Origin of the sequence: Bradyrhizobium sp. (assembly GCF_030697065.1) — a bacterium.
In the GTDB taxonomy this organism is placed as follows: Bacteria; Pseudomonadota; Alphaproteobacteria; order Rhizobiales; family Xanthobacteraceae; genus Bradyrhizobium.
This window is the reverse complement of record NZ_JAUYQU010000170.1, coordinates 1-26,030: the sequence shown is the minus strand read 5'-3', so window position 1 is coordinate 26,030 and position 26,030 is coordinate 1. Positions and strand designations below refer to the sequence as shown.

Sequence of the window (26,030 nt, the reverse complement as noted above, 5' to 3'; positions counted from 1 at the left end):
TGGTTCCTGATGCTGCTGATCTTCGTTCTCGGATTCTTCATCGAATGGATCGAGATTTCCTATATTGCTGTGCCGCTGTTCCTGCCGATCTTCATCAATGCCAATGTCGACCTGGTGTGGCTGGCGACATTGATCTGCGTGAATCTGCAAACGTCGTTTCTGACGCCGCCGTTCGGCTGGTCGCTGTTCTTTCTCCGTGGCTTCGCGCCTCCCGAAATATCCACCGGCGACATCTATCGCGGCATCATTCCATTCGTTGCGATGCAGATTTTTGCGCTCGTCCTTTTGTTCTTCTTCCCCGGCATTGCAACATGGCTGCCGAAGGCAATCGGATGGTGAACGCGGACCGGGCGCCGTTGGCGATGATTGCCGGCTAAATCGCGCCCGGCTCGACCGACTGTGGGGGATTTTCCGCCGGGTAGTCACACCAGGCCTTTTCCGCTCTAATGCCTCGGTGGCGCACGCATCAATACAGTCCGCCAACGCATTTTCATTAGGGAGAACGCCATGGCGATCTACGAGCTGCGCACCTATACCCTCTACGTCGGCAAAATGGCGGAAGCCGTGAAGCTCTATCAGGAGATCGGTTTTCCGGCGATGCAGAAGGGCGAGCACGACAGGAAGCTGGTCGGTTACTTTCAAAGTGACGTCGGCACCATCAACCAGATCATCCATCTCTGGAAATTCGAGGATGACGCCGATCGCCGCAAATCCTGGCAATTATTGTTCGCCAATCCCGACTTCATGAACTTCGCCGGCAAATTCCGGCCGCTGGTCATGACGCAGGAAGTGAAGCTTCTGCTCGCGGCGCCGTGGGGACCGCATCCGTAGCTGCATTCGGCGGCGAGGCCGGCGCGGGAGACACCGCCCTTGAACCTCCTCTTCGTCCTCGTGGTCGGACTTGCGGCCGGGACCATCTCCGGCATCGTCGGCACGGGCTCTTCGATCATGCTGATGCCGGTGCTGGTCTATCAATACGGGCCGCAGCAGGCGGTGCCGATCATGGCGGTCGCCGCCGTGATGGCCAATCTGTCCCGCATCCTGGTCTGGTGGCGCGAGGTCGACTGGCGCGCCTGCGCCGCCTACTCCGTGACAGGGATTCCCGCCGCCGCGCTGGGAGCGCGCACGCTGCTGGTGCTGCCGCCGCATGCGGTGGATATTTCGATCGGGCTGTTCCTGATCGCGATGGTGCCGGTGCGGCACTGGCTCGCCCGCCACCATCTGAATGTATCGCTCTGGCACCTTGCGATCGGCGGGGCCGTGATCGGCTATCTCACCGGCATCGTGGTGTCGACCGGGCCGCTGAGCGTGCCGCTATTCCTGTTCTACGGGCTGACCAGGGGCGCGTTCCTCGGCACGGAGGCCGCAGGTTCGCTCGGATTGTATGTCAGCAAATCCCTCACCTTCCAGCAATTCGGCGCGCTGACGCCGGAGGTCGCGCTGAAAGGCCTGGTCGCCGGCTCGTCGCTGATGGCGGGCGCCTTCATCGCCAGGCGTTTCGTATTGCGGCTCGAGCCGGACATGTTCCGGCTGGTGATGGATGGTATCATGCTGGCGGCGGGGGTCGCGATGCTGCTCAACGCGTTTATCGACGCATGATCCCGGTACGAAATCAGGAGTGAATGGTTTGAGCGTATTGGCGGATACCAGCGAGATTCCCGTTTCCCGCGGCGCGCCGGTTGAACGAACCGACGCCCGACAGGCCACTTTGAAATTCGCCGAGGCGGCGCTGGCCGACAGCAAGCGCGAGGGCCTGCTGCTGGCGGTCCGCGCGCGCTGGGTCGCACTGGCGGTGACCGCCGTCACCCTGCCGATCATCAATCCGAACTGGGAGGTGCTCTATTACGTGGGGATGCTGAGCCTGTTTGCCGTGATCGGCTGGGCCCAGCTCAAGGTCGGCAAGACCACCGGCCGGTCCCGGCCGGAGCTGTTTCTGATGTTCTGCGATCTGGCGCTGCTGACCTTCCTCAGCGTCGTGCCCAATCCCTGGAGCACCGTGAACTGGCCGCCCGCGATGCAGTTCCGGTTCGACACTTTCATCTATTTCTTCATCTTTCTGGCCACCGCGACGCTGGCCTATTCCTGGCGTACCGTGGTGGCAATGGGCGCCTGGACGTCGGCGCTGTGGGTGGTTGCCGTCACCTGGGTCTACCTGCAGCCCGAAACCCATGCCGCGCTGTCCGAACGCGTGCGCGCCGCCACGGACTCCGACATCCGGCTGTTCGAGATCATCGATCCCGCGGCGATCGGTGTCGGCGGGCGGTTTCAAGAGATCACCGTCTTCATGATCGTCGCCATGATCCTGGCGCTGGCGGCGCGCCGTTCCAACGCGCTCCTGATCAGCCATGCCGGGATCGAGCGCGAGCGCACCAATCTGGCGCGGTACTTTTCGCCCAATGTGGTCGAGGAGCTTTCGAAGAATGACGAGCCGCTGAAGCAGGTTCGAACCCAGGATGTCGCGGTGCTGTTCGCCGATATCGTCGGCTTTACCGCCTATGCCGACGGCCGCAGCCCGACCGAGGTGATCGGCACCCTGCGCCGCTTTCACGAACGGATGGAGCGCGAGGTTTTCCGCCACGAGGGAACGCTCGACAAATACCTCGGCGACGGACTGATGGCGACATTCGGCACGCCCTTCACCGGGGAATGCGACGCCGGCAATGCGCTGCGCTGCGCGCAGGCCATGATGGGCTCGATGGACGAACTGAACCTCGAGCGAAAACATCGCGGCGAGCCGCCGATCCAGCTCAGCCTCGGCCTGCATTACGGCCCGGTCGTGCTGGGCGATATCGGATTGAACCGGCTCGAATTCGCCGTCATCGGCACCACGGTGAACGCGGCGAGCCGGCTGGAGTCCCTGACCCGCGAATTCGGCTGCGCCATGGTGGCCAGCCACGATCTGGTTCAGCGGGCGCGCGCGGAGGGCAAATGCGAGAACGCCGATTTCATGCATCTGGTCGAGAAACCGGCCTGCGCCGTCCGGGGCATCGAACAACCCGTGGCGATCTGGACGCGCGCGAACGGCGCCCCATCCCCGGCTTGAGGGGGGCCGGCGCTGGGGGGGGTGCGACAGAATGGCAATCTGGCAAGTCGCCCCGGGAATACCTATCTTTGGGGCTGTCATTGCCGACTGGCGAGACAGGAACATTGCGATCGATCCGCCGGACGACGATCCCGATCAACAAGGCTGAGGCGTGCTGTATCTGGAACTCGGGATCGTTGCGGTCCTGATCGTCGTAAATGGCCTGCTCGCGATGTCGGAGCTGGCCATCGTTTCCGCTCGGCCGGCGCGGCTGGCGGCGCTGGTCGCGAAGGGTGTCAGGGGTTCGCGCCGGGCGCTGGAGCTCGCCTCCGATCCCGGCAAGTTTCTGTCCACCGTGCAGATCGGGATCACGCTGATCGGCGTGCTGTCCGGCGCCTTTTCCGGCGCGACGCTGGGTCTGCGGCTCACCGCATGGCTGTTCGAAATCGGGGTGTCGAAGGGTATCGCGGACACCATCGGCGTCGGCGTCGTCGTCGCCGGCATCACCTACGCTTCGCTGATCGTCGGCGAACTGGTGCCGAAGCAGATCGCGCTGCGCGATCCCGAGGCGATCGCCGTCAAGGTGGCGCCGGCGATGAAGCTGCTGTCGAAGGTATCGCTGCCGCTGGTATGGTTGCTGGATCGCTCGGGCAAGGCGTTGCTCTGGCTGCTCGGCCACAGGGGTGCTGCGCAGGAAAAAATCAGCGAGGAGGAAATCCGCACCCTCGTCGTCGAAGCCGAGAATGCCGGCGTGCTGGAGCCCGGCGAAAAGGAGATGATCGCCGGCGTGATGCGGCTCGGCGACCTGCCGGTCGGCGCCGTGATGACGCCCCGGCACGAAGTGAGCATGATCGACGTCGGCGATGACGTTGCCGAGGTAGCGTCGACGATCGCAACCAGCAACCATTCCCACTTCCCGGTATTCGACGGCAACCGCGACCACGTGCTCGGGATCGTCAATGCCAAGGATATGCTCGACACCTGCCTGTCGGGAAAGACGCCGGATATCAGCCAGTTGATCCGGCATGCGCCGATCATCCCGGAGACAGTCGATGCGCGGGATGTCATCACCATCCTGCGCGACTCTCCCGTGCATATGGGCCTCATTCATGACGAATACGGCACCTTCCAGGGGGTGGTGACCCGTGCCGATATTCTGGAAGCGATCGTCGGCTCTTTCCACACCGAAGAGGGTCCCGCCGAGCTTCCCTTCGTCAGGCGAGACGACGGCTCCTATCTGATCTCGGGCTGGATGCCGGCAGTCGCGTTCGCCGATTTGCTCGGCATCGTGCTGCCGCCCTCAAAGCCCTATCAGACCTTCGCCGGTTTCCTGCTGCAGGAATTCGGCGCCATTCCGGCCGTCGGCGACAAGATCGCGGCCGGCGGCTGGCTGTTCGAGATCGTCGATCTCGACGGCAGGCGCATCGACAAGGTGCTGGCGAGCCCGGTAGAGCGGGCATAGGCGGCGGCCGGTTTCCTGTTCGGATTGACACACACCGCAACAGTAATTGTTCGGCTGCTCGATGTTGCCGGAGTCCATTTCGACGGCGGATCGCATAATAAGCTTGCGGACCTTGCCACGTCGGAATGAAAAATGGGCGCGCTGATTTTCGACTTCGACGGCGTCATCGCCGACAGCGAGGCGATAGCCAATACCCTGCTGGCGGAAATCGTCACCGGGCTGGGTCATGCGACCACGCTCGACCAGTCGCTCGACCGCTATGCCGGGCGAAGATGGGGTGACGCGATGGCCGAGATCGAAGCGGCGATCGGCAGGCCGCTGCCGCAAAACTTTTCCGGCGACCTCAAACGCGCGACGCTGGACCGCTTGCGGACCGATCTGAAGGAAGTCAGCGGCGCCGCCGATTTCATCAGGCGCTTCGCCCACCTTCCCCGCTGCATCGCCTCGTCCAGCTCGATCGACCGCCTGCAGCTCTGCCTGGCGGTATTGGGCATGGAAGCCGAATTCGGCGATCACGTCTTCAGCGCCGACATGGTCGCGCGCGGCAAACCGCATCCCGACATTTTCCTGTTTGCCGCCGCAAAACTCGGCGTCGGCCCGGAGCGATGCCTTGTCATCGAAGACAGCACCGGCGGCATCAGGGCCGCGGTCGCGGCGGGAATGACGGCGGTCGGCCTCTGCGCCGCGAGTCATATTCGCGAGGGCCATGACGTGAAGCTGCGGGATGCGGGCGCGGTGCATCTGGCGCGGTCGTGGGCGGAGGTGGAGCGGATCGCGACGGGGTTTTTCACGAACCAGTCGACCATTGCTTAGTGCCAGTCGGGGGGACCTGCGCGCCGAAGCGAGTTTTCAGTCGCGAACGGATTATTAATCAGCTATAGAACAAAATAAGAACACCCGAATCTGGTGCACCCTCCCCATGGCCAAGTCCACCCTCTCCTTTGTCTGCCAGAACTGCGGCGCGGCGTTCAATCGCTGGCAGGGCAAGTGCGAATCCTGCGGCGAGTGGAACACGCTGGCGGAGGAGGACACGACGGGTGCCACCTCGATGCCGGTCTCGATCCGCTCAAAACGCCGGGGCCGGCTGTTCCAGCTTGAAACCCTGACCGGCAAGAGCCAGGAGGCCCCTCGCCTGTCCTCGGGGATGGCCGAGCTCGACCGCGTCACCGGCGGCGGGTTCGTGCGCGGCTCGGTGTTGCTGGTCGGCGGCGATCCCGGGATCGGCAAGTCGACGCTGCTGACGCAGGCGACTTCCCTGATGGCGCGGGCGGGACACCGCGTGGTGTATATTTCGGGCGAGGAAGCGGTGGCGCAGGTCCGGCTGCGGGCCGAACGGCTCGGGCTGGCGGATGCGCCGGTGCAGCTTGCCGCCGAAACCTCGGTGGAGGACATCGTCTCCACGCTGTCCGAGGGCACGGTGCCGCGGCTGATCGTGATCGATTCGATCCAGACCATGTGGACCGACACGGTGGAATCGGCGCCCGGCACGGTGACCCAGGTGCGCGCCTCGGCGCAGGCGCTGATAAGGTTCGCCAAGAAATCCGGCGCCACCATCATCCTGGTCGGCCACGTCACGAAAGACGGCCAGATCGCCGGCCCCCGCGTGGTCGAGCACATGGTCGATGCGGTGCTGTCGTTCGAGGGCGAAGGCTCGCAGCAATTCCGGATTCTTCGGGCGGCAAAGAACCGGTTCGGGCCGACCGACGAGATCGGCGTGTTCGAGATGACGGGCCTCGGCCTGCGCGAAGTCTCCAATCCGTCCGAATTGTTCCTGTCCGAGCGCGATCTCGGCAGTCCCGGCACGGCGGTGTTCGCGGGCATCGAGGGCACCCGTCCGGTACTGGTGGAATTGCAGGCGCTGGTGGCGCCGACCACGCTGGGCACGCCGCGGCGGGCCGTGGTGGGCTGGGATCCGAGCCGGCTGTCGATGGTGCTGGCGGTGCTGGAGGCCCATTGCGGCGTAAAGCTGTCCGGCTACGACGTCTATCTGAACGTCGCGGGCGGATTGCGAATCCAGGAGCCGGCCGCGGACCTCGCCGCCGCCGCCGCCCTGGTGTCGTCGCTGGTCAATGCGCCGCTGCCGACCGACGCGGTCTATTTCGGCGAGATTTCGCTGTCCGGCGCGGTTCGGCCGGTGGCGCAGACCTCGGCCCGGCTCAAGGAAGCAGCCAAACTCGGGTTCGGCCGGGCCATACTGCCCGAATCGGCGCGCGGCGAAGCCGGCGGCGATGCCGGGCTGGTGCTCAATGCCGTCGGCGGATTGACCAGCCTGGTGGCGGATATCGCCGCTCGCGGCACCCCGAGATCCAAGCGGGAGGGCCAGGAGCGAAATCGCGAGGGCCGCGAAGGCGCGGCGGTGGAGAAAAATGCCACACCGGCGAGATTCCGCCGTCAGGAAGGCTAGTCGGGCGTGACGTCATCTGCCCCCGCCGCTATACAACCCGCGCACGGAATGGGAATAGCGCAAATTCCGGCCTTGCGGGGCGCCCGGTATGACCGTCACTTAGGGCGGCACCGACGTTGCCGATTCGCAGTTTTGACTTACGAGCGGACCTGACCAGCCGATGCCGATAACGATACTCGATCTCGTCCTGCTCGCGGTGATGCTGATCTCCGGCCTGCTCGCGATGGTGCGCGGCTTCATGCGGGAGATTCTCTCGATCGCGGCATGGGGCGCCGCGGCGCTGGTCACGCTCTATGCCTATGGAAGGCTGCTGCCGACCGCGAAAACCTATTTCCAGAACGAGACCATCGCCGCCGTCGTCGTGGTCGCCGGCGTCTTCATCGGCACCCTGATCGTGGTTTCCATCATCACGGTGCGGATTTCCGACATGATCCTGGATTCCCGGATCGGCGCGCTGGACCGCACGCTCGGCTTCCTGTTCGGGCTGGCGCGCGGCCTCCTGATCGTGGTCGTGGCCTTCCTGTTCTTCTCCTGGCTGGTTCCGGACAAGCAGCGGCCGGACTGGGTGACCGGGGCGAAGTCCCGCGTGGTACTGCAGGGAACCGGGGATTGGCTGATGTCGCTCTTGCCGGATGACCCCGAGAACACCATCTTGAAGAGATTCAAGAAAGATAAACCAGACGAAGAGCAGACTGACGCGGAGCCGGCGACGCCGGCCCCTGCCGATGGCTATAGCAAAGACGCCCGCGACGGCTTGAAGAAGCAGATCGACAAAGTCGGGCGTTGAGACAGGCCAAAAGAGAGGCGCGATGGACGAGATGAAAAACCCTTCCGATCCCGCTGACCAACTTGACCTGAACCCAACGGCGATCGAGTTGCAGGACGATCTGGAAGGCGACACGCTGCGCGAGGAATGCGGCGTGTTCGGCATCTTCGGCCACCCCGAGGCCGCCGCCATCACCGCGCTCGGACTGCACGCCTTGCAGCATCGCGGCCAGGAGGCCGCCGGCATCGTCTCCTTCGACGGCTCCCGCTTTCACTCGGAGCGGCGGCTCGGTCTGGTCGGCGACACCTTCTCCCGCCGCGAGGTGATCGAGCGCCTGCCCGGCAGCATCGCGGTCGGCCACGTCCGCTACTCCACCACAGGCGCCACCATCCTGCGCAACGTGCAACCGCTGTTCGCCGAACTCAATGCCGGCGGTTTCGCCGTCGGCCATAACGGCAATCTCACCAACGGACTGACCCTCCGCCGCGAGCTCGTGCGCAACGGCGCCATGATGCAGTCCACCACCGACACCGAAGTGATCCTGCATCTGGTGGCGCAGTCGAAGCGCGGCCGGTTCATCGACCGCTTCATCGAGGCGCTGCGCGCGATCGAGGGCGCCTATTCGCTGGTGTCGATGACCAACAAGAAGCTGGTCGGCGCCCGCGACCCGCTCGGCATTCGCCCGCTGGTGCTGGGCGAACTCGACGGCTGCCCGATTCTGGCGTCGGAAACCTGCGCGCTCGACATGATCGGCGCCAAGTATGTTCGCGACATCGAGCCCGGCGAGATCATCGTGTTCGACGAGCGCGGCGCCGAGAGCCACAAGCCGTTCCCGCCGAAGGCGCCGCGGCCCTGCATCTTCGAATACATCTATTTTTCGCGGCCGGATTCCATCGTCGGCGGCCGCTCGGTCTACGACGTCCGCAAGGCGTTCGGCGCGCAGCTCGCGCGCGAAAGCCATGTCGAGGTCGACGTCGTGGTGCCGGTGCCGGATTCCGGCGTACCCGCCGCGATCGGCTACAGCCAGTATTCCGGCGTGCCGTTCGAACTCGGCATCATCAGAAACCATTATGTCGGCCGCACCTTCATCCAGCCGACCCAGAGCGTGCGCGAACTCGGCGTCCGCATGAAGCATTCGGCCAACCGCGCCGCGATCGAGGGCAAGCGCATCATCCTGATCGACGATTCGCTGGTGCGCGGCACCACCTCGAAAAAGATCGTCCGCATGATGCGCGACGCCGGCGCCCGCGAGGTCCACTTCCGGCTGGCCTCGCCGCCGATCCTGTACCCCGATTATTACGGCATCGACCTGCCCGACCGCGGCGGCCTCCTGGCAGCGACCCATTCGCTGGATGAGATGCGCGAAGCCATCGGCGCGGACTCGCTGGCGTTCCTGTCGATCGACGGCATGTACCGCGCCATGGGCGAGCCCGGCCGCGATCCCGCCAATCCGAAATTTTCCGATCACTGCTTTACCGGCGACTATCCCACTCACCTTACCGACCACAGCGAGACCGAGCCGCAGCCGCGGCAATTGTCGCTGCTGGCGGAGGCGAGCTGACTTGTCGTCCCTGCGAACGCAGGGACCCATAGCCACCGGCCGTAGCGTTCTGCACACCGCTGGACGCAGACACCTTCCCTCATCATAAACTGCGCGACGTATGGGTCCCTGCGTTCGCAGGGACGACGGCCGATAGAGTCTTACAATGTCCCTTCCCCTTTCCTCCCGCATCGCTCTCGTCACAGGCGCCTCGCGCGGCATCGGCTATTTTACGGCGCGCGCATTGGCAAAAGCCGGCGCCCATGTGATCGCGGTAGCGCGAACCCAGGGCGGCCTCGAGGAACTGGACGATGAAATCCGCAAGGACGGCGGAGCCGCCACGCTGGTGCCGCTCAACCTCACCGATTCCGACGGCATCGTCCGGCTCGCCGCGGCACTGCATGAACGCCATGGCAGGCTCGACATTCTCGTCGGCAATGCCGGCGTCCCCGGCCCCTCCTCGCCGCTCGGCCATATCGATCTGAAGTCGTGGAACGATGTGATGGCGATCAACGTCACGGCCAACTTCCAGCTGATCCGCTGCATGGAGCCGCTGCTCCGGCAATCCGACGCCGGCCGCGCGGTATTCGTCACCTCGGCGGCGGCGAGCCAGGCCAATGCCTATCTCGGTCCCTATGCCGCCTCGAAGGCGGCACTGGAGACGCTGGCGCGGGCCTGGGCGCACGAAACCGCCAGCACCAAGATACGCGTCAATCTGTTCAATCCCGGCCCGACACGGACCCGGATCCGCGCCATCGTGTTTCCCGGCGAGGACCCGCTGACGCTGCAGACGCCGGACCAGGTCGCCGAATGGATCCTGCCGCTGTGCGCGCCGGCATGGACCGAAACCGGAAGGCTGTATGACTACCCGACGCGAACGCTGCAGAGTTTTCGCGCACCGGGGTGAGCATCTGCCGGTTCCGCCCGTACTTCAACGCGGCCCGGACGCGCTACGATAGGTGCATTGCCGCGCGGCGCCGAACGTACTAACGGGGGCGCTGGCGAGGCTCCGAAAAGAGAGCCTCCCGGTGTAACCTCTGGAGGAACTCAGTGAAGAAGAAATTGCTCGCGCGGCCCACCGCCGCGCTCATCGCGGTCGCCGGAATGGGGCTTGCGTCGCCTGCCCTTGCGCAGGACAAGACCGTCAAGATCGGCGTGCTGAACGACATGTCCAGCCTCTATGCCGACATCGGCGGCCCCAATTCGGTAGTCGCGGTCAAGATGGCGGTCGAGGATTCCGGTCTGCTCAAGAAGGGCTGGAAGATCGACGTCGTCAGCGGCGATCACCAGAACAAGCCCGACGTCGGCGTCAACATCGCGCGGCAGTGGCTCGACAGCGACAAGGTCGACGCGATCGCCGATACGCCGAACTCCGGCGTGGCGCTCGCCGTCAGCAACCTCGCCAGGGAAAAGAACGCGGTGCTGCTCAATTCCGGCGCGGCTTCAGCCGATCTCACCGGCAAGGCCTGCACCCCGAACACGATCTCCTACACCTACGACACCTACATGCTCGCCAACGGCACCGGCAAGGCGCTGACCAAGGCGGGCGGCGACAGCTGGTACTTCCTGACCGCCGATTACGCCTTCGGCCACGCTCTGGAGCGCGATACTTCCGCGGTCGTTACCGCCAATGGCGGCAAGGTGCTCGGCGGCGTCAAGCATCCGATCAACACCTCGGACTTCTCGTCGTTCCTGCTGCAGGCGCAGGCCTCGAAGTCGAAGGTGGTCGGCCTCGCCAATGCCGGCGGCGACACCACCAATTCGATCAAGCAAGCGGCCGAATTCGGCATCGTCGCGGGTGGCCAGAAGCTCGCGGCATTGCTGCTGTTTATCAACGACGTGCATTCGCTGGGCCTGAAGACGGCGCAGGGCCTCACGTTCACGGAATCCTTCTACTGGGACCAGAACGAGGCCACACGCGCCTGGTCGAAGCGGTTCGCTGCGCTGGCGAACAAGAACTCGATGCCATCGATGACCCAGGCCGGCAACTACGCCATGGTGCTGCATTACCTCAAGGCGATGGAAGCGCTCGGCGGCAATCCCCGTGACGGCGCCAAGGTCGTTGCCAAGATGAAGGAACTGCCGACCGACGATCCCCTGTTCGGCAAGGGCCCGCTGCGGGCCGACGGACGCCGGCTGATCCCGGCCTATCTGTTCGAGGTGAAGAAGCCCGAGGAGTCGAAATATCCGTGGGATTACTACAAGCAGATCGCCACGATCGCGCCGGAAGACGCGGCAAAACCGCTGTCGGCGAGCGAGTGTCCGTTGCTCAAGAAGTGACTGCGTAGCAGTCATTCCGGGGCGGTGCGAAGCATCGAACCCGGACTCTCGAGATTCCCCGGCGCGCAATTGCGCGCCTGGGGTCTGGGGCTAACGGACCATCCCGGAATCACCTCGGTATGGACAAGCAAACCGGCCGGCCAGCAAACTTATACAGGGACGGGGCGCGGGCTGGACGGGACGCCGGACGCCCTAACGCCGGTACGGAGAGTCAGAGCCATTCCACTTGCTCCACGGGGCGCTGGCGAGGGTCTGGAAGTCGGTCGTCAGCGGACGGCGGGTCTGCCGCTCATAGGCCGCGATGATCCGCTCGGAATCCCTGATCTTGCGTTTCAGCTCGACGACCGTCTTGTGCGTGCGGGCGATCGCATTCGAGCCCGCGATCTCGCCGAAGTCATGCCGCGCGGTTGCGATCTGCTTCAGCGCCGCACGATGCTTCCCGAGCTGAGCCCGATGCCACGCAATCTGGCTGTTGCTGTCTGCGACCATCGCGGTCTCCTGAAGTCCGGCTTCGAGCTGGAGCGAGACCTCGCCCGTTCTCGATCCGAAAACGGTCGATGCCCGGCATCGGGCTAGGTGCCGCTTCGTGCATCCATGCCGATCAAAGACCCAGATGGTTAATGAATCGTTGATGCCGCTCCAAAAAAAAAGATCTGTGCGCCGCGCCCGGCGCCGCGAAGCCGTTCGCGCCCTGATCGGCCTGATTTCTCCGATCGCATTCTTTGCGGCCGTGGCGCCTTTCGCGAAGATGCCGCTGCCGCGTATCGATGCGTTTATCCCGACTTTCGAACCGGCGCTGCGGCTGGCTTTCCCGCCAGCGTGCGCGCGGCGATCACCAGCGCCAGCAGCAGCAGCGCCGCCGCCAGCAGGAACGGCGCGCCCGGCATTTGCAGCGGCGCCTGCGCGCCGATGAAATAAGCGAATGTCAGCGTGAACAGAAACGGCCCGATCATCTGCGACACGCTTTGCACGCTGGTGGTGGCGCCCTGCAGCTGGCCCTGCTGGTCCAGCGCCACCAGCTGCGTCATCAGCGCCTGGATCGCCGCCCCCGACAAGCCCCAAAGCGCCATCACGGGAATGCCGAGCCATGACAATGGTCCGGTCGGCGCGAGCCCGAAGATCAGGAAGCCGACGGCGCCGCAGCCGAGCCCCAGCATCAGCGCCCTGCGCTCGCCGAAACGCCGCACGATCGGCCCGATCGCTGCGCCCTGCACCACCATCGTGCAGATGCCGACCATGGCAAGCGTCAGGCCGACGGTCGTGGTGTTCCAGCCGTACCGGTAGGTGGCGTAGAGCACATAGGTGCTCGGCAGCACCACATGCGCGGTCTGCGCGACGAAATTTACCACCGACAATCCCGCCAGCATCCGATCGGAGCGCAACAGATGCAGCGCGCCGATCGGGTTGGCGCTCTTCCAGCGCAGCGCCGAACGGCGTGCGCGGGGTAGCGATTCCGGCAGGATCAGATAGCCATAAAGCGTATTGGCAAAACTCAAACCCGCCGCGACCCAGAATGGCAGCCGGGAATCGATGTCGCCAAGCAGGCCGCCGACCGCGGGGCCCAGGATGAATCCGGCGCCGAACGCGACGCCGATCTTGCCGAACACCGCGGCGCGCCGTTCCGGCGCCGTCACGTCCGTGATGTAGGCGTATGCCGTGGAAACGCTGGCCGACGTGATGCCCGAGATCACCCGGCCGATGAACAGCCAAAGCAGCGACGGCGCCAGCGCCATCAACACGTAATCGAGCGCCAGTCCCAAATTCGACAGCAGGATGACCGGGCGGCGGCCGAACCGGTCCGACAGCGCGCCGAGGATCGGCGAAAAGAAGAACTGCATCAGGGCCCATGCCGTGCCGAACAGGCCGAAGATGCGCGCCGCGTCCGCGGTGTCGTTGGCGACGAAGCTTTCCACCAGCTTGGGCAGGATCGGAATGATCAGGCCGAGCGCGAGCATGTCGAGCAGGATGGTGATGAAGATGAAGATCACGGCGCCGCCGCGCGCCGCGGGCACCGCGACAGTGCTCGCGGAGCCGGCCTCGGTCACGATGGCCGCTTGCGCTTGTGGGCGAACGGGTTGGCCTTCTCGCGCAAGGAGATCCGCACCGGCGTGCCCGGCAGTTCGAAGAATTCACGCATCGAATTGACGAGGTAGCGCAGATAGGATGTCGGCACGGCGTCGGCGCGCGAGCAGAACAGAATGAAGCTCGGCGGACGCGCCTTGGCCTGTGTGATGTAGTTCAGCTTGAGCCGCCGGCCCGACACTGCCGGCGGCGGATTGGCGTCGACCGCCTGCTCGAACCAGCGATTGAGCGTCGCCGTCGGCACCCGCTTGTTCCACACCGCATAGGCCTGCTCGATCGAACTCATCAGGCGGTCGATGCCCTCGCCCATCAGGCCGGACACCGCGACGATCGGCATGCCCTTGACCTGCGGCAACAGATGATCGGCGTCGGTGCGCAAGCCGGCGACCAGGCTGGACTGCTTGCCCATCAGGTCCCATTTGTTGACCGCGATCACCAGCGCGCGACCCTCGCGTTCGATCAGGTCGGCGATGCGCAGATCCTGCTCCTCGAACTTGTTCTGCGAATCCATCATCAGCACCACGACTTCGGCGAAGCGAATGGCGCGCAGCGCGTCCGACACCGACAGTTTTTCCAGTTTTTCCTCGATCCGCGAGCGCCGCCGCAATCCCGCGGTATCGAACACGCGAAAATCCCGGCCCTGCCAGTTGACCTCGACGGAGATGGAATCGCGGGTGGTGCCGGCTTCGGCGCTGGTCAGCAGCCGCTCCTCGCCGAGCAGGTGATTGATCAGCGTGGATTTACCGGCGTTGGGCCGGCCGACGATCGCGACGCGAATGGGGCGCGTGGCGATCTCCTCGTCCGATACGATGACGTCGTCATCGTCGAACTCTTCGCTCTCCTCGACCGGCTCGGGCATGATCGCGCGCAGCGAGTCGTAGAGATCGCTGAGGCCCTCGCCATGCTCGGCGGAAATCTGGATCGGCTCGCCGAGGCCGAGCGCATAGGATTCCATCGCACCGGCCTCGCCGTGCTTGCCTTCGCTCTTGTTGGCGACCAGAACCACCGGCTTGTTGGCGCGGCGCGCGAAATCGGCAAAGCCGCGATCGTTCGGGGTCAGGCCCGCGCGCGCGTCGATCACGAACATCAGGGCGTCGGCCAGCGCGATAGCGGTTTCGGTCTGCTCCTGCATCCGCGCGGTCAGCGAGCCCTTGGCGCCCTCGTCCAGGCCGGCGGTGTCGATCAGCGTGAATTCGAGATCGCCGAGGCGCCCCTGCCCCTCGCGGCGATCGCGCGTGACGCCCGGCGTGTCATCGACCAGCGCGAGCTTCTGCCCGACCAGCCGGTTGAACAGCGTCGATTTTCCGACATTGGGCCGGCCGATGATGGCGATGGTGAAAGACATGAATGATCCAGGCGCGCCGGCAGGCGCGCGTCAACGAGATGGGAAACAAACTGTAGCGTTTTCGAGCGGAGCGGGCACCGCTTCGCCGGAGAAACGCCTCGAAAACAAGAGACCGGAGCCGGGTCTGATCCGATCAGAACCGCGAATGCTCTAGCGCGTAAACGTGCCGCTCGGCAGTGGCGCAGGGAACGGCGAAGCGGATTGTTGAGTCGATGGCGCCGCGGGCGCGGATTGCGCGGCCGGCGGATCCGGCGGCGGCGCGGTGGTGCGCCGGCGAATGATCTTCGCCGGCTTCGGCGGCGGCGGCGCTGCGGCGGTGCTGCCTTCTTCCTCAGGCGCGGCATCGGGATCTGGTGCGGCGCGGCTGGCCGTGGCCGGCGGCCTGCCGGCGCGCCTCGGCTCCTGCGCGGGCGGCGCGGCGGCGGCGGCGGCCGCCTCGGCGTTCTGCTGGTCGAGCTGCTCCTGGCGCGAGCCCTTGTACAAATCCTTCGGCACGCCCTGCTCGAGGCCCGGCACGCCCTCGGGGAAAACCGGTTTGCGCTCGCCTGGCAGCTTCTTCTTGGTGTCCAGGAAGTCGAGCAGATCGGACGGATCGAAACTGCTCATGCCGCCGGCGCAGCCGCCCATTACGCCCGACAAGGCGATGACGACGGCGGTGGCGATCAGGCGTTGCGGGCGGCGCATGGTCGGTTTCTCACTCAACTGGTTTTCCCACCGTCAGCTCTTGGCGGCCGGCGGAAGCAGTGCCTGCAGCGCTTCCGCACGCGAGCGCAGGCTTGCCGGCGTCTCGGCGTCATTGGCAATCACGTCCAGCCACTGCCGCGCCGCGGTGGTATCGTTGGCGCGCCAGGCCGACAGCGCCAGCAGTTCGCGCGCGGTATGGCGAAAGGTCGCCCCCGGCAAGGTGGCCGGCTCGAGCCGCTGCAGCATATTGGGATAGGTCGACGTTTCCAGCAGCAATCCGGCGGCGCGAACCCGGGCGAGATCCTGCTCCGGCGCGCCGACGCTGCGATCGGCAGCGATGTCGTCGTACAGCTTCGCTGCCGCCTGCGGATCCCGCGATGCGGCTTCCGCCGCGACGCGCAGCCGCGCCAGGACGCGGTAACCGGACGGCGCCTTGGCAGCCAGATCCGCGAAGGCGGCCTCCGCCTCGGCATGTTTGTTCTGTTCGGAGAGTTCCGAGGCCTTGTCGAAGGCCGCGCCGGCCTCGGCCGCCTTCTTGGCCTCCAGATACGCATAGCCCCGCCAGCCGCCCACCGCGGCGATGATCAAAAGCGCACCGGCGACGATATAGATCGAATACCGCTCCCAGATCTTCCTGAGCTGGTCGCGACGAATGTCTTCGTCAACTTCATCAAATAATTCAGACACTTAGACTTATCCCATCCCCGATGGAGCGCGCCAATCCGCGTGTTCCGCCTCAACGCCGACCCCCGCGTGGCGGCGGCGATACCCTAGCGATATGGCGGCGGCAAGGCAAAGCAAGCCGGATCAAAGCGTTACCAAGGACGTGCTTGAATTCAAAGGCCGGTCTGATCCGGACCCACACCCCGGGCTTGCAAAGATGCAGCGGCCGGCAGGACACCGCCACTCCTGCGGGGCGCAGCCGGGACATGGCCAGAAAGCGCCGGCGGTGCAAATCGCGTCACCAGCCGCCGTTCGAGTTCGTGGCGGTTCAGCGGCTCGACGAATTTGACTGCGAAGCCATCGGACTGCAGCCTGACGACGCGACCGATGCAGGCCCCCACCGCCAGCGGCGTTCCGATCTGCGGTTGCAACTGGGCCGAAACCGCGACGCCCGACGACGACATGTCGATGACGAAGCATTCCTGGGTGGTGCCGTCAGCCAGCGTCAGGGTGGAATGGGGGCTTGTCGGAATGATGCGCGCGTCCCTGCGCAAGTCGGGAAGGCCGGGCTCCTTCTGCTTCTTTTCCAGCCAGGTGAGCTTGCTCGCAAACTTCTCCCGCATTGGCCGGGTCATCTCGAGTTCGATCAGGAACAGTCCGGCCCGGGTCTCGCTGATGCTGGCGTCGAAATTGCCGAAGTCCCGGAAGTACGCGCTGAGGCGGTCGCCGACCTTGCCGACCACGGGCACGTCGACCATCATCCGGAACGGAGAAATGCGCGTGGTCCGGCACGCGAAGGTACGCAGCCTGCCCTGGGGATCATACCAGTTCGGCAGAGTGTAACTGCCTGTGACGGCAAGATTGACCGCTCTCTGCTTGAGAAATGTCTCGACTGACAAAGGTAAATCCTCGCGGATATCTACTCATTTCAGCGACATATTGATCGCGAGCCGGGACGTCGGGAACCGGGCCCACGCCGTTGGCATTCTCGATATCGCAAGTGAGTTGTCTGCCGCGGTCCGTCCGTATTCGATCGGGGCGCACGGCAATCGCCTGCGATGCGCGCAGCATGCGGCAAAAACGCTAAGATTGGCTGAATCGATGCGGAAGGATAGTGTTCCCCGACGGGAACCTAACTCCTAACCGTTTCCTTTCGGTAAACTTCCGGCATCCATTGCATAACTACCCACGACGATCTGACGTCCACGGTGCCGATCCGTGCAGTGATCGCGTCCCGCCTCGCGTGGTGAAGGCAATTCGAACGGAACGCCTAAACTGCGAGCGGTTGCGCTAGGCCTATTCCAACGATTCTTCTGTAAAACGAAACGACGATGCCGGGTGGAGCATTCTCGAGATAACGCGAAGGATCGATATGTTGGCGAATCGACGCAGCAGCGAACGTCGTCCGTGCAGAAGAGTGGCGAAGATCCAGTTCGGGACCGGCTCGCTGCCGCGCGACTGCATGATTACGGACGTGTCGGCGGGCGGCGTGAAAATCATCGCCGAACACCTCGAAATTCCCGCCGAGTTCACCATCATCCTGTCGGACAGTGGCCCGCGCCAATGCCGGCTGGCCTGGCGGATCGGTTGCGAATTCGGCGCTCAATTCGTCGATTAGGCCGGAATGATCCGTCGACATCGCTGAACCTGCTGTCGTTCGCCCGCCGCGAACGGTCGCCGCAGTTCTCTCCCGCGCCGCCCCTTAACCTGAACTTAGGGTTAAACTGCAAGCATTTTTGACCAGTCACGCGGGCGATAGGTCAAGCCGTGCTCCAGCAGTTGCGCCACCATCCTAGTTTCGCAAGACGCGCCGCATTGGCGGCAGCGTCAGCCATCCTGCTGTCGGGGCTGTGCGGCTGCCAGACCGCCGGCCTGTCCGACGTCACGGGGTCACTGGGAGAGAAGACCGAAGCAACCCGAACCGCCGACCCGAGGCGTGACCTCGAAAGCTCCCGCGATCGTTTTCGCGCCAACCCCAAGGACGCCGACGCCGCGCTGCAATTCGGCAAGGCGCTCCGCGCCACCGGACAGAAGTCCCAGGCCGCAGCCGTGCTCGAGCAGGCCACCATTGCTCACCCCGGCAACAAGGCGGTGATGGCCGGCTATGGCCGGGCGCTGGCGGACAACGGCAATTTTCAGCAGGCTTTCGACGTCCTGACCCGCGCCCACAGCCCCGACGATCCGGATTGGCGGATACTCTCGGCCCAGGGCGCCGTGCTCGATCAACTCGGCCGCTACGAGGAAGCGCGGCAATACTATTCGAGCGCGCTGAAAATCGTGCCCGAAGAACCGTCCGTGCTGTCCAATCTGGGGCTTTCCTACGTCCTCGCCAGGGATCTACCCAAGGCGGAGGAGATCATGCGCCGCGCCAACAGCAGCGCGGATGCGGATCTGCGCGTGCGGCTCAATCTGGCGCTGGTGGTCGGCCTGCAGGGCCGCCTTGCCGAGGCCGAAAGCATCGTGAAGGCCGGTCGGCCGGCCGAGGAAGCGGCGGCGAATGTCGCCGATCTCCAGCGAATGCTGTCGCGCAAGGGCAATGCCCGCGCCGAAGCAGGAAGAATGCCGGTGGCCGGGCGGCCCAACTGACCGCCTGTGCGAAAACGCCGCCTACCCTGACCGCAGCTTCCTGATCAGCGGCGCCAGGAATGAGCCCTTCGGCTTCCTGGTTTCGCCGCGGCCGGTCAGCTGCCGCGCCATCTGCAGGAACATCCTGGTGGTGCGGTGATTGGCGGAAATTTCCGCGATCATCTGGCCGTTATTGGCGGCGGTGCCGAACATGCGTGAGTCGAATGGGATAGAAGCGATCGGCTGACTCTCGATCGCCTTGGCGAATTCACCGGCGCTGATTTCCGGTCGTTTCGGCATGCCGGTCTGGTTGAGGCAATAGAGCGGCGGCCGGTCGTTGGGCCGGGCGCCCTTCAGCATGTTCAGCATGTTCTTGGCGTTGCGCAGATTGGCGAGGTCCGGCTCGGCCACCACCAAGATGTCATCGGCGCCGACCAGAACGCGCTTGGTCCAGCCCGACCATTGGTGCGGAACGTCGAGCACGATGCACGGCGTCGTCATGCGCAGCGTGTCGAAGATCGCATCGAAAGCGTCCGCGCCGAGGTCGTAGACCCGGTCGAGCGATGCCGGCGCCGCCAGCAGGCTGAGATTGTCGGTGCACTTCGCCAGCAGGCGGTCGACGAAGGAGGTATCGGGCCGGTCGGGCGAGAAGATCGCATTGGCGATCCCCTGCAGCGGGTCCTTGTTGTAGTCGAGCCCGGCCGTGCCGAACGCGAGGTCGAGATCGATCACGACGGAATCGAGTTGCAGATCGCGGGCGATCGCCCAGGCCACGTTGTGCGCGACGGTGGACGCGCCGACACCGCCCTTGGCGCCGACGACGGCGATGACGCGGCCGACGGCGACCGCCTCCGACGCCGAAAACAGGCTGCAGACCGAACGCACCACGTCGAGCGGAACGACCGGACCGATGACGTAGTCGCTGACGCCGCGACGCACCAGTTCGCGGTAGGGCGCGGCATCGTGCGCGGTGCCGATCACCACGACACGGGTTCCGGGATCGCATACCGATGCGAGGTCGTCGAGGCCGGCAAGGATATCGCTGCCGCCTTCGGTTTCCAGAATGATCACGTTCGGCGTCGGCACCGTCCGGTAGTTTTCGATGGCGGTCGCCACGCCGCCCATCTGGACCGTGAGATGGGCCTTGCCGAGACGGCGGTCTTCGGCCGCGGCTTTCACCGCAACAGCGGTCGCCACCGACTCGCAAAAGGCCTGCACCGATACGCGCGGCGCCGGCGCGATATAATCATCCGCATGCGGCACAGGCAGGCTCGGCTGATCGTCTTGTTTACGGACGTGGCTGCTCATTTTCCGGTATCGCTGAGTTTGGCCTTGTCGGCTTCGGGATAGCTGGTGCTGGTGGCGGTGCCCTTGCGATATTTCTCGAACGCCGCGGTGCGCCGCGCGGTGTAGGCGGCGGTTTCGGATCGCGGCTGCTCGAGGTCCGCCGGATTGTCGATCATCGCCGCGAGGTTGCGCTGGGTGGCGCAACCGAAATTATGATACGGCCGGTTTTCGCTATAGCCCTTGTTCAGGACAGATGGCCCGAGATCTTCCGGCCACAGGCCGCAGGGGCCGGCGACCGCCGAAATCTTCGGATAGCTCAGCCTGATCGTCGCCAGCGTGCGGGGATCGTCCGGATGGTAGCGGTTGACCTTGATCGCGCGAGGCGGCACGCCGCCCGCCGCGAGCGTCCCCTGGATTTCCCGGAACGCCGATGACGCGGCCCGCGCATTCGGCGTGTCGACCGGCACATCGACCACGATCGCGCCGGTGCCTTCGCGAACCCAGGTCCGTGCCAGTCCCATGACGTCGGCGCGCTGCGGACCGGACAGGCCACCGCGTCCCTGGCCGACGAAAACGACGATCGACGTGTCGGCTTCTTGAACTGCGATCGGATGACGCTGCCGGTAGTCGTTGGGCACGCTCGCCGTCGTCGCGACTTCCGCGCCGGTATAGTTGCATGCTCCAAGCACAGTCGACAGGCCGGCCAGCGCACCCAACAGGCGCAGGGTGCGAAGGCGATCGAGCGGCGTTCTGTTCGTCATCGTCCAGTCCTCATCCCGCGTTGTCGGCCGGGCGTCACGTCAGTCAATGATGAATCCAAAGTTGCTCTGGTAGCTGCCGACCGGTTCGGCGCGGCCGGCGACGCCGTAGATCTTGTTGATCTGCGCCAGCAGGGTTGATTGCGAATCCGATGCCGGCGCGAATCCGTCATCGGGACGCGACAATTCCTTCTGCGATACCGCCCGCACCACGTAGGGGGTCACCAGCACCATCAGTTCGGTCTGGTTGTTGATGAAATCCTGGCTCCGGAACAGCGCGCCGAGCACCGGCAGCGAGTCGAGACCGGGCAATCCATTGACCGCCTGCTTGGTCTGCTCCTGGATCAGTCCGGCCATCGCCATCGAGCCGCCGGACGGAATCTCGAGCGTGGTTTCGGCACGGCGGGTCTTGATGGAGGGGATCGTGGTTCCCCCGGCACCGCCGGTCAGGGCGTTCTCGGTCGAGACTTCCGACACTTCGGTCATCACCCGCAGGCTGATCCGCCCCTCGCTCAGCACCACCGGCGTGAAGTTGAGCGAGATGCCGAACTTCTTGTAGCTGACCGTCTGGACGCATTGCCCGATGCCGCCCCCCGCGACCGGCTGGCAGGTCACGCCGGCCGGAATGGGAAACTCGCCGCCCGAGATGAAGGTCGCGGACTCGCCGGAGATCGCCGTCAGATTGGGTTCGGCGAGCGTCCGCACGACGCCGGCGCTTTCCATCGCGCGCAGCGTCGCCTGGACCGATGGCATCGAGCCGAACGACGCGCCAAGCCCGTTGCCGGGGACAAGCGGTCCGCTGTTTGCGGTGAACGGGTTGGTATTGTTGAATCTCACGATCGTGGTGCCGGAGTTCATGCTGGCGCTGAGATCGACGCCCATCTGCTTGACGATGTCCCGCCGCACTTCCGCGACCGTTACCTTCAGCATCACCTGGTCGCGGCCCCTGACCACGATCGAGTTGACGACCTTTTCGGCGCCGCCGACCAGCCGCGCCGCGAGGTCGCCGGCCTGCTGTGCCTCGATCGGGCTGGATACCGAGCCGGTCAGCATGACGCCGTCGCCGACGCCTTCGATCTGAATGCCGGGCAAGGTATGCCGCAGCGCCGCGCGGACGCCGTTGAGATCGCGCTTGACCGCGATGTCATAGGCCGCGACCTGGTGGCCCGCGGCATCGAAGAACACCACGTTGGTCTGGCCGACCGCGGCGCCGATGATGTAGGCGCGCTGCGCCGAACGCACCACCGCATTGGCAATCTTGGGATCTGCGACCAGCACATCCTTGACCTCGCGCGGCAGATCGATGACCACTGATTTGCCGATACCGAGCGCCAGAAAGCGTACCTTCGTCGAACCGACGGTGGCGACCGGCGACACGATCGGCGCCTGTTCGCCGACCGGCGCCGCGACCGGTTCGTCGGCGGCAACAGCGGGCGTCGGGACCGGATTGAGCGTCAGCACAGCGACGGCCGAAAACGAAAGCGCACGGACCATCCAGGTCCGCATCACCAACTGATTTCCCCGGTATTTCATATTGAGCGTCCTTCGGTCACTTCTGTGTCGTCGTCTCGCTTGGGACGCCGTAGCGCACCACATTGATGCTTTCGCCGCGCTTGAGCTCGGCAGAATTCCCGGAGACGTTCTCGACCACGTTGAGGTCGGCGATGCTGCGCAGCGCCAGCGCCAGCGTGCCGGTCTGGCGCGCCCGCGCCAGCGTCTCCGCCTGATCGGACTTCAGCTCGAGCGTGACGGTCTTGCCGACCACGGCGTTCTGGCCGTCCTTCTCCTTCGGTGCCTGATCGATCGCGAGCACGCGAACATTGCTCAGGATAATTTCGGAGTTGACGACGTCGGGACCGTTCTTGTCGGCACCTTTCTCGCGCTTGGAAAGGATGACGTCGACCCGGTCGTTCGGCAGGATGAAGCCGCCGGCGGCGGTCTCCGGTGAAATCTCGGTGGAGATCGCCCGCATCCCGGGGGGCAGGATCGCGGCCATGAAGCCGGATCCATCGGCCCTGACCAGCTTCTGTTCGCGAATCGGTTCGCCGGCGATGAAAGGCGCGCGCGCGATCGACCCCGCCACCTGCGTGGTGGCCTCTGGGCGTTCGCCGCGGCGAATGAAGCTGTTGCTGGTCGACGAGGCCGGCCATGTCTGCCATTGCAGATCGTCGGGCTTGAGCGACTGGCCGAGAGCGATGTCGGCCCTGGCGACGAGAACATCGACCGTCGGCATCTGTGCCGCCGGCTCGACCGCAGCGGTCTTCTGCTCAGTCCCGCTCGCGAGGTAGGCGGCGACGCCACCGGCACCGAGAGCGATGGTCAGGACAACAATGCGGGCGGTATTCATACGCTTTACGATCTGCTTTTACGCTGGACGCCTGAACTGCAGTGATAACGACGTCTCCTCCGTTCATGACTAGGCAGTAAAGGTATAAGGGAGCTTGAGGGGCTCAGGATGTTTACTGAAAGACTGCGTAGATTTTACCTCATGGTGAACGGAGCGTTCATGGTGAAGAGATCGTTACCGGTCATGTTGATCGCAAAAAAGAAAACGGCGGCACACTGACTTCACAGTGGCCGCCGCCAGGGTTTGCGAAGCCCCCGTAAGGGGGGACGCCGTTACTTCAGCGAAGTATTGATATCGGTGAACTTGGTGTTCAGGTTGGTGCCGAGGCCGTTGACGACCGCGATGATCGCCAGCGAAATGCCGGCTGCAATCAGGCCATATTCGATGGCCGTCGCACCGGACTCGTCTTTCAGAAACTTCAGAATGGAACGCTTCATGTGATGCTCTCTCTCGCTATGGGTCCTGCTCCACCAGTTCCCTCGACGGAACCTATTGCCGAAATTTCTAAGCTTGGGTGAAGCAAATTGGTGCAACTTTTCCCGATATTGCGCGCAAGTTGTATGATAAATTGACACGATCGCAGGGCCCGGCGAGAGCGATAATTCCCGGATTTTGCTGTTCGGTAAGCGCCTTGCGCAATATTAGAGCCGTGAACGGAGCGGGCGATATTGACATCGTGGCTCGAAATTTGGCGTAATCCCCTTAACCTTGCTTTGATGCTATATTGAAGGTGGATTCATGTTTCGCCGCGTCTTGATTGCCCTTGTTGCCGCCGGCCCGGCGGCCCTGCCCGCCACTGCCCTGGCCTACGAGATCAAGCCGAAGACGCCGGAGACCGCGTTCTCGAAGAAAGCGCGCCCGGATATTCTGGGCATCTCCGCGGACTCCTCGGCTGCAGCCGCGCGGACGATCCTGGAATCGTCGTTCAAGGGGCGCGGCAAGGCGGATATTCAGGAGCAGAAATTCGGGGGTAGCGGCCTCAGCTATACCGCCGCGCTGGTTTTCACCCTTGCCTCCGGCCCGAAACAGACCGGCGAGCTGCTCACCAGCGGCTTCTCGTCGCCAGCGAGCGCGAACCTCGTTTATTTCATCGACCGAAACCTGACATTTGCGCAGGATGACCAGCCTTCCCAGGCCGCGATGGTCAAGCAGATCCTGGACAAATACGGCGTGCCGACTATCGTCGGAAATCAGCATCTCTATTACTTCTATCGCAAGGGATCGATCATGTCGGTCGGCGCGAAGTACAAGGAAGCGGCGGCGCTGGAGGCGGTCGACCGCCCGCTCGACCCGAAAACCGCGCTGAAGCTGAACGACAGCAACGGCCGCGGCAGTTGCGTGGCCGTGGTAAAACGCTCGCTGGAAAAGGAAAAAAACCTGGCCGCCCTGCTGGGCGAGGCAAAGGGCGCCAATTGCGACGGCGCGCTCAGCGTCGAACTGACGCCGGGCGCCACGCCGGACCGGGTCGGCAAGGCTCAATTCACGCTGCTGGATTTCAAGCGCATGATCAGCGCGGCCAGGATCGACGCCGATGCGCTCGAGGCCGAACAGGACGAGCGCAACCCGTTGCCGAGGGCCAGCGCGCCGAAACTGTAGGCTTGCGGAGTTGCTATCGCCCGGAATTGGCCCTTAACTTTGCGCGGCGAGCCAGGCATCCCGCAGCTGCCGTTTCATCACCTTGCCGTTGGCATTGCGCGGCAACGGCTCCAGCGTGAGCTCCATCGTCTCCGGCACCTTGTAGTCCGACAGCCGCTCAGCGCACCAGGCACGTAGCGTCTCGGCGCCGACGCCGCTGTCCCGGGTCACGATGACAGCATGCACCCGCTCGCCGAGCACCGGACACGGCTTGGCGATGATGGCGCTCTCGACCACGCCGGGGTGGCCTGAAAGCACGGACTCCACCTCGGCAGAATAGATCTTCAGGCCGCCGCGGTTGATCATGTCCTTCTGGCGGTCGAACACGCGGACAAAATTTTCATGGTCGATCGAACCGAGATCGCCGGAATGCCAGAAACCGCCGGTGAAACTCTCCGCCGTCGCTTTCGGGTTGTTCCAGTAGCCCTTGATCACCGAACCCGAGCGGATCCAGAGTTCGCCGATCTCGCCGCGCGGCACCTCATGGCTGTCAGGCCCCATGACAACGATATCGGCGCCGGGGCATGGCAGGCCGACGCTGTCGATATGGCTGGCGGTCAATTCGCCGGGCATCATGGTGGACGGCGAGGTGGTCTCGGTCGCGCCATAGCAATTCGCCAGCTTCAGGCCGGGAATTTTCGCAGCGAGTCTCTCGATGGTGGCAATCGGCATCGGTGCGCCGCCGAAGCCGCCGATCCGCCAGCTCGACAGGTCGGTGCTCTCGAAATCCGGTTGCAGCAGGCAGAGATTGTACATCGCCGGCACCATCACGGTGTAGGTGACGCGCTCCCGCGCCGCGACCTTGAGATATTCCGCGGCCTTGAATTCGGGCATGATGATCAGCGCGCCGGCGCAGCGCACCATGGTCATGATGTTGGCGACCACGCCGGTGACGTGGCCAAGCGGCACCGCGGCGATCGAGCGGTCCGCCCCGGTGAGTTGCAGGCACGACACGAACACCATGGCCGAATGGATGACGTTGCAATGCGACAGCATCGCGCCCTTCGGCTTGCCCGTCGTCCCCGAGGTGTAGAGGATCATCGCGGTATCTTCCTCGCCGACGTCAGCGGTCGCCGGCGAAGGCGGGTGGTCGGTCAGCGACGAGAACCGCGATTTCAGTGCATCGTCATCGACCGCGATGCGATGCACGAGATCGGGAACGTCACGCGGGTCCGGCAGACGGTCGGCCA

26 protein-coding genes are annotated in these 26,030 nt (G+C 64.6%); 14 read left to right on the top strand and 12 right to left on the bottom strand.

Going from position 1 to position 26,030, the window contains the following annotated elements; genetic code table 11:
- The 11 genes from Q8R73_RS13285 to Q8R73_RS13235 form a co-directional block, all read left to right on the top strand.
- Positions 1-339: TRAP transporter large permease subunit (locus tag Q8R73_RS13285; protein ID WP_305720001.1), on the top strand; the 339-nt coding region annotated here is incomplete at its 5' end.
- A gap of 168 nt (positions 340-507) precedes the next feature.
- Positions 508-831 (top strand): NIPSNAP family protein, encoded by a 324-nt coding sequence (locus Q8R73_RS13280; RefSeq protein WP_305720000.1) that lies wholly within the window; start codon positions 508-510, stop codon positions 829-831.
- Between the two features lie 39 nt (positions 832-870).
- Complete coding sequence (locus tag Q8R73_RS13275; protein ID WP_305719999.1) at positions 871-1,599, top strand: sulfite exporter TauE/SafE family protein; 729 nt, start codon at positions 871-873, stop codon at positions 1,597-1,599.
- 28 nt (positions 1,600-1,627) lie between these two features.
- On the top strand, positions 1,628-3,043 hold the full coding sequence (locus tag Q8R73_RS13270; protein ID WP_305719998.1) for an adenylate/guanylate cyclase domain-containing protein: 1,416 nt from the start codon (positions 1,628-1,630) through the stop codon (positions 3,041-3,043).
- 151 nt (positions 3,044-3,194) lie between these two features.
- A complete protein-coding gene (locus Q8R73_RS13265; protein ID WP_305719997.1) occupies positions 3,195-4,484 on the top strand; it encodes a hemolysin family protein in 1,290 nt (429 codons plus the stop codon).
- Between the two features lie 132 nt (positions 4,485-4,616).
- Complete coding sequence (locus tag Q8R73_RS13260; RefSeq protein WP_305719996.1) at positions 4,617-5,297, top strand: HAD family phosphatase; 681 nt, start codon at positions 4,617-4,619, stop codon at positions 5,295-5,297.
- A gap of 106 nt (positions 5,298-5,403) precedes the next feature.
- A complete protein-coding gene (gene radA, locus Q8R73_RS13255; protein ID WP_305719995.1) occupies positions 5,404-6,888 on the top strand; it encodes a DNA repair protein RadA in 1,485 nt (494 codons plus the stop codon).
- Positions 6,889-7,048: 160 nt separating this feature from the next.
- Positions 7,049-7,675: a CvpA family protein gene (locus Q8R73_RS13250; RefSeq protein ID WP_305719994.1), complete on the top strand. Its 627-nt coding sequence runs from the start codon at positions 7,049-7,051 to the stop codon at positions 7,673-7,675.
- A 31-nt stretch (positions 7,676-7,706) separates the two neighbouring features.
- Positions 7,707-9,215, top strand: a complete 1,509-nt coding sequence (gene purF, locus Q8R73_RS13245) for an amidophosphoribosyltransferase (protein ID WP_305720005.1) — start codon at positions 7,707-7,709, stop codon at positions 9,213-9,215.
- Positions 9,216-9,360: 145 nt separating this feature from the next.
- The gene (locus Q8R73_RS13240; RefSeq protein WP_305719993.1) at positions 9,361-10,101 is read left to right on the top strand and encodes an SDR family NAD(P)-dependent oxidoreductase; all 741 of its coding nucleotides are present in this window, start codon (positions 9,361-9,363) and stop codon (positions 10,099-10,101) included.
- Positions 10,102-10,298: 197 nt separating this feature from the next.
- Positions 10,299-11,474 carry an ABC transporter substrate-binding protein gene (locus Q8R73_RS13235; RefSeq protein ID WP_305720004.1) on the top strand — a complete coding sequence of 392 codons (1,176 nt, stop codon included), beginning with the start codon at positions 10,299-10,301 and terminating at the stop codon, positions 11,472-11,474.
- A 192-nt stretch (positions 11,475-11,666) separates the two neighbouring features.
- Here Q8R73_RS13235 and Q8R73_RS13230 read toward each other — a convergent pair whose 3' ends face one another.
- The 6 genes from Q8R73_RS13230 to Q8R73_RS13205 form a co-directional block, all read right to left on the bottom strand.
- The gene (locus Q8R73_RS13230) at positions 11,667-11,963 is read right to left on the bottom strand and encodes a hypothetical protein (RefSeq protein WP_305719992.1); all 297 of its coding nucleotides are present in this window, start codon (positions 11,961-11,963) and stop codon (positions 11,667-11,669) included.
- A 284-nt stretch (positions 11,964-12,247) separates the two neighbouring features.
- Positions 12,248-13,519 (bottom strand): TCR/Tet family MFS transporter, encoded by a 1,272-nt coding sequence (locus Q8R73_RS13225; RefSeq protein WP_305719991.1) that lies wholly within the window; start codon positions 13,517-13,519, stop codon positions 12,248-12,250.
- Positions 13,516-14,901, bottom strand: a complete 1,386-nt coding sequence (der, locus tag Q8R73_RS13220) for a ribosome biogenesis GTPase Der (RefSeq protein WP_305719990.1) — start codon at positions 14,899-14,901, stop codon at positions 13,516-13,518. Before der ends, Q8R73_RS13225 begins: the two co-directional genes overlap by 4 nt.
- 150 nt (positions 14,902-15,051) lie before the next feature.
- Positions 15,052-15,585: a hypothetical protein gene (locus tag Q8R73_RS13215; RefSeq protein ID WP_305720003.1), complete on the bottom strand. Its 534-nt coding sequence runs from the start codon at positions 15,583-15,585 to the stop codon at positions 15,052-15,054.
- A 33-nt stretch (positions 15,586-15,618) separates the two neighbouring features.
- Positions 15,619-16,272, bottom strand: coding sequence for a tetratricopeptide repeat protein (locus Q8R73_RS13210; protein ID WP_305719989.1), 654 nt, complete (start codon positions 16,270-16,272; stop codon positions 15,619-15,621).
- A gap of 149 nt (positions 16,273-16,421) precedes the next feature.
- Positions 16,422-17,147 (bottom strand): PilZ domain-containing protein, encoded by a 726-nt coding sequence (locus Q8R73_RS13205; RefSeq protein ID WP_305719988.1) that lies wholly within the window; start codon positions 17,145-17,147, stop codon positions 16,422-16,424.
- Positions 17,148-17,620: 473 nt separating this feature from the next.
- Here Q8R73_RS13205 and Q8R73_RS13200 point away from each other — a divergent pair, with 473 nt between their 5' ends.
- Together Q8R73_RS13200 and Q8R73_RS13195 are read left to right on the top strand one after the other, a co-directional pair.
- A complete protein-coding gene (locus tag Q8R73_RS13200; protein ID WP_305719987.1) occupies positions 17,621-17,866 on the top strand; it encodes a PilZ domain-containing protein in 246 nt (81 codons plus the stop codon).
- 161 nt (positions 17,867-18,027) lie between these two features.
- Entirely contained in the window at positions 18,028-18,834 is an 807-nt protein-coding gene (locus Q8R73_RS13195; protein ID WP_371126092.1) for a tetratricopeptide repeat protein, read from the top strand.
- A 21-nt stretch (positions 18,835-18,855) separates the two neighbouring features.
- Here the strand turns inward: Q8R73_RS13195 and Q8R73_RS13190 are convergent, their stop codons facing one another.
- From Q8R73_RS13190 to Q8R73_RS13170, 5 genes are all read right to left on the bottom strand, one after another.
- Positions 18,856-20,121: an AAA family ATPase gene (locus tag Q8R73_RS13190; protein WP_305719985.1), complete on the bottom strand. Its 1,266-nt coding sequence runs from the start codon at positions 20,119-20,121 to the stop codon at positions 18,856-18,858.
- Complete coding sequence (locus Q8R73_RS13185) at positions 20,118-20,861, bottom strand: CpaD family pilus assembly protein (protein ID WP_305719984.1); 744 nt, start codon at positions 20,859-20,861, stop codon at positions 20,118-20,120. The genes Q8R73_RS13190 and Q8R73_RS13185 overlap by 4 nt, the downstream gene beginning before the upstream one ends.
- Positions 20,862-20,900: 39 nt before the next feature.
- On the bottom strand, positions 20,901-22,364 hold the full coding sequence (locus tag Q8R73_RS13180; protein WP_305720002.1) for a type II and III secretion system protein family protein: 1,464 nt from the start codon (positions 22,362-22,364) through the stop codon (positions 20,901-20,903).
- A 43-nt stretch (positions 22,365-22,407) separates the two neighbouring features.
- Positions 22,408-23,205 (bottom strand): Flp pilus assembly protein CpaB, encoded by a 798-nt coding sequence (cpaB, locus tag Q8R73_RS13175; RefSeq protein ID WP_305719983.1) that lies wholly within the window; start codon positions 23,203-23,205, stop codon positions 22,408-22,410.
- Between the two features lie 272 nt (positions 23,206-23,477).
- Positions 23,478-23,642: a Flp family type IVb pilin gene (locus tag Q8R73_RS13170; RefSeq protein ID WP_305719982.1), complete on the bottom strand. Its 165-nt coding sequence runs from the start codon at positions 23,640-23,642 to the stop codon at positions 23,478-23,480.
- Positions 23,643-23,943: 301 nt separating this feature from the next.
- On the opposite strand from Q8R73_RS13170, the gene Q8R73_RS13165 reads away from it, so the two are divergent.
- Positions 23,944-24,801: a hypothetical protein gene (locus Q8R73_RS13165; RefSeq protein WP_305719981.1), complete on the top strand. Its 858-nt coding sequence runs from the start codon at positions 23,944-23,946 to the stop codon at positions 24,799-24,801.
- A 33-nt stretch (positions 24,802-24,834) separates the two neighbouring features.
- Here Q8R73_RS13165 and Q8R73_RS13160 read toward each other — a convergent pair.
- Positions 24,835-26,030, bottom strand: a 1,196-nt coding sequence (locus Q8R73_RS13160; protein ID WP_305719980.1) for a class I adenylate-forming enzyme family protein, incomplete at its 5' end; no start/stop codon positions are given.

Excerpts from the sequence above, each read along its gene's own strand:
- Q8R73_RS13165 (WP_305719981.1), top strand. The coding sequence starts at position 23,944 with ATGTTTCGCCGCGTCTTGATTGCCCTTGTTGCCGCCGGCCCGGCGGCC.
- Q8R73_RS13180 (WP_305720002.1), bottom strand. The coding sequence starts at position 22,364 with ATGCGGACCTGGATGGTCCGTGCGCTTTCGTTTTCGGCCGTCGCTGTG.
- cpaB (WP_305719983.1), bottom strand. The coding sequence starts at position 23,205 with ATGAATACCGCCCGCATTGTTGTCCTGACCATCGCTCTCGGTGCCGGT.
- Q8R73_RS13185 (WP_305719984.1), bottom strand. The coding sequence starts at position 20,861 with ATGACGAACAGAACGCCGCTCGATCGCCTTCGCACCCTGCGCCTGTTG.
- Q8R73_RS13235 (WP_305720004.1), top strand. The coding sequence starts at position 10,299 with ATGGGGCTTGCGTCGCCTGCCCTTGCGCAGGACAAGACCGTCAAGATC.
- Q8R73_RS13250 (WP_305719994.1), top strand. The coding sequence starts at position 7,049 with ATGCCGATAACGATACTCGATCTCGTCCTGCTCGCGGTGATGCTGATC.
- Q8R73_RS13260 (WP_305719996.1), top strand. The coding sequence starts at position 4,617 with ATGGGCGCGCTGATTTTCGACTTCGACGGCGTCATCGCCGACAGCGAG.
- Q8R73_RS13200 (WP_305719987.1), top strand. The coding sequence starts at position 17,621 with ATGTTGGCGAATCGACGCAGCAGCGAACGTCGTCCGTGCAGAAGAGTG.
- Q8R73_RS13280 (WP_305720000.1), top strand. The coding sequence starts at position 508 with ATGGCGATCTACGAGCTGCGCACCTATACCCTCTACGTCGGCAAAATG.
- Q8R73_RS13240 (WP_305719993.1), top strand. The coding sequence starts at position 9,361 with ATGTCCCTTCCCCTTTCCTCCCGCATCGCTCTCGTCACAGGCGCCTCG.
- Q8R73_RS13170 (WP_305719982.1), bottom strand. The coding sequence starts at position 23,642 with ATGAAGCGTTCCATTCTGAAGTTTCTGAAAGACGAGTCCGGTGCGACG.
- Q8R73_RS13230 (WP_305719992.1), bottom strand. The coding sequence starts at position 11,963 with ATGGTCGCAGACAGCAACAGCCAGATTGCGTGGCATCGGGCTCAGCTC.
- radA (WP_305719995.1), top strand. The coding sequence starts at position 5,404 with ATGGCCAAGTCCACCCTCTCCTTTGTCTGCCAGAACTGCGGCGCGGCG.
- der (WP_305719990.1), bottom strand. The coding sequence starts at position 14,901 with ATGTCTTTCACCATCGCCATCATCGGCCGGCCCAATGTCGGAAAATCG.
- Q8R73_RS13215 (WP_305720003.1), bottom strand. The coding sequence starts at position 15,585 with ATGCGCCGCCCGCAACGCCTGATCGCCACCGCCGTCGTCATCGCCTTG.
- purF (WP_305720005.1), top strand. The coding sequence starts at position 7,707 with ATGAAAAACCCTTCCGATCCCGCTGACCAACTTGACCTGAACCCAACG.
- Q8R73_RS13190 (WP_305719985.1), bottom strand. The coding sequence starts at position 20,121 with ATGAGCAGCCACGTCCGTAAACAAGACGATCAGCCGAGCCTGCCTGTG.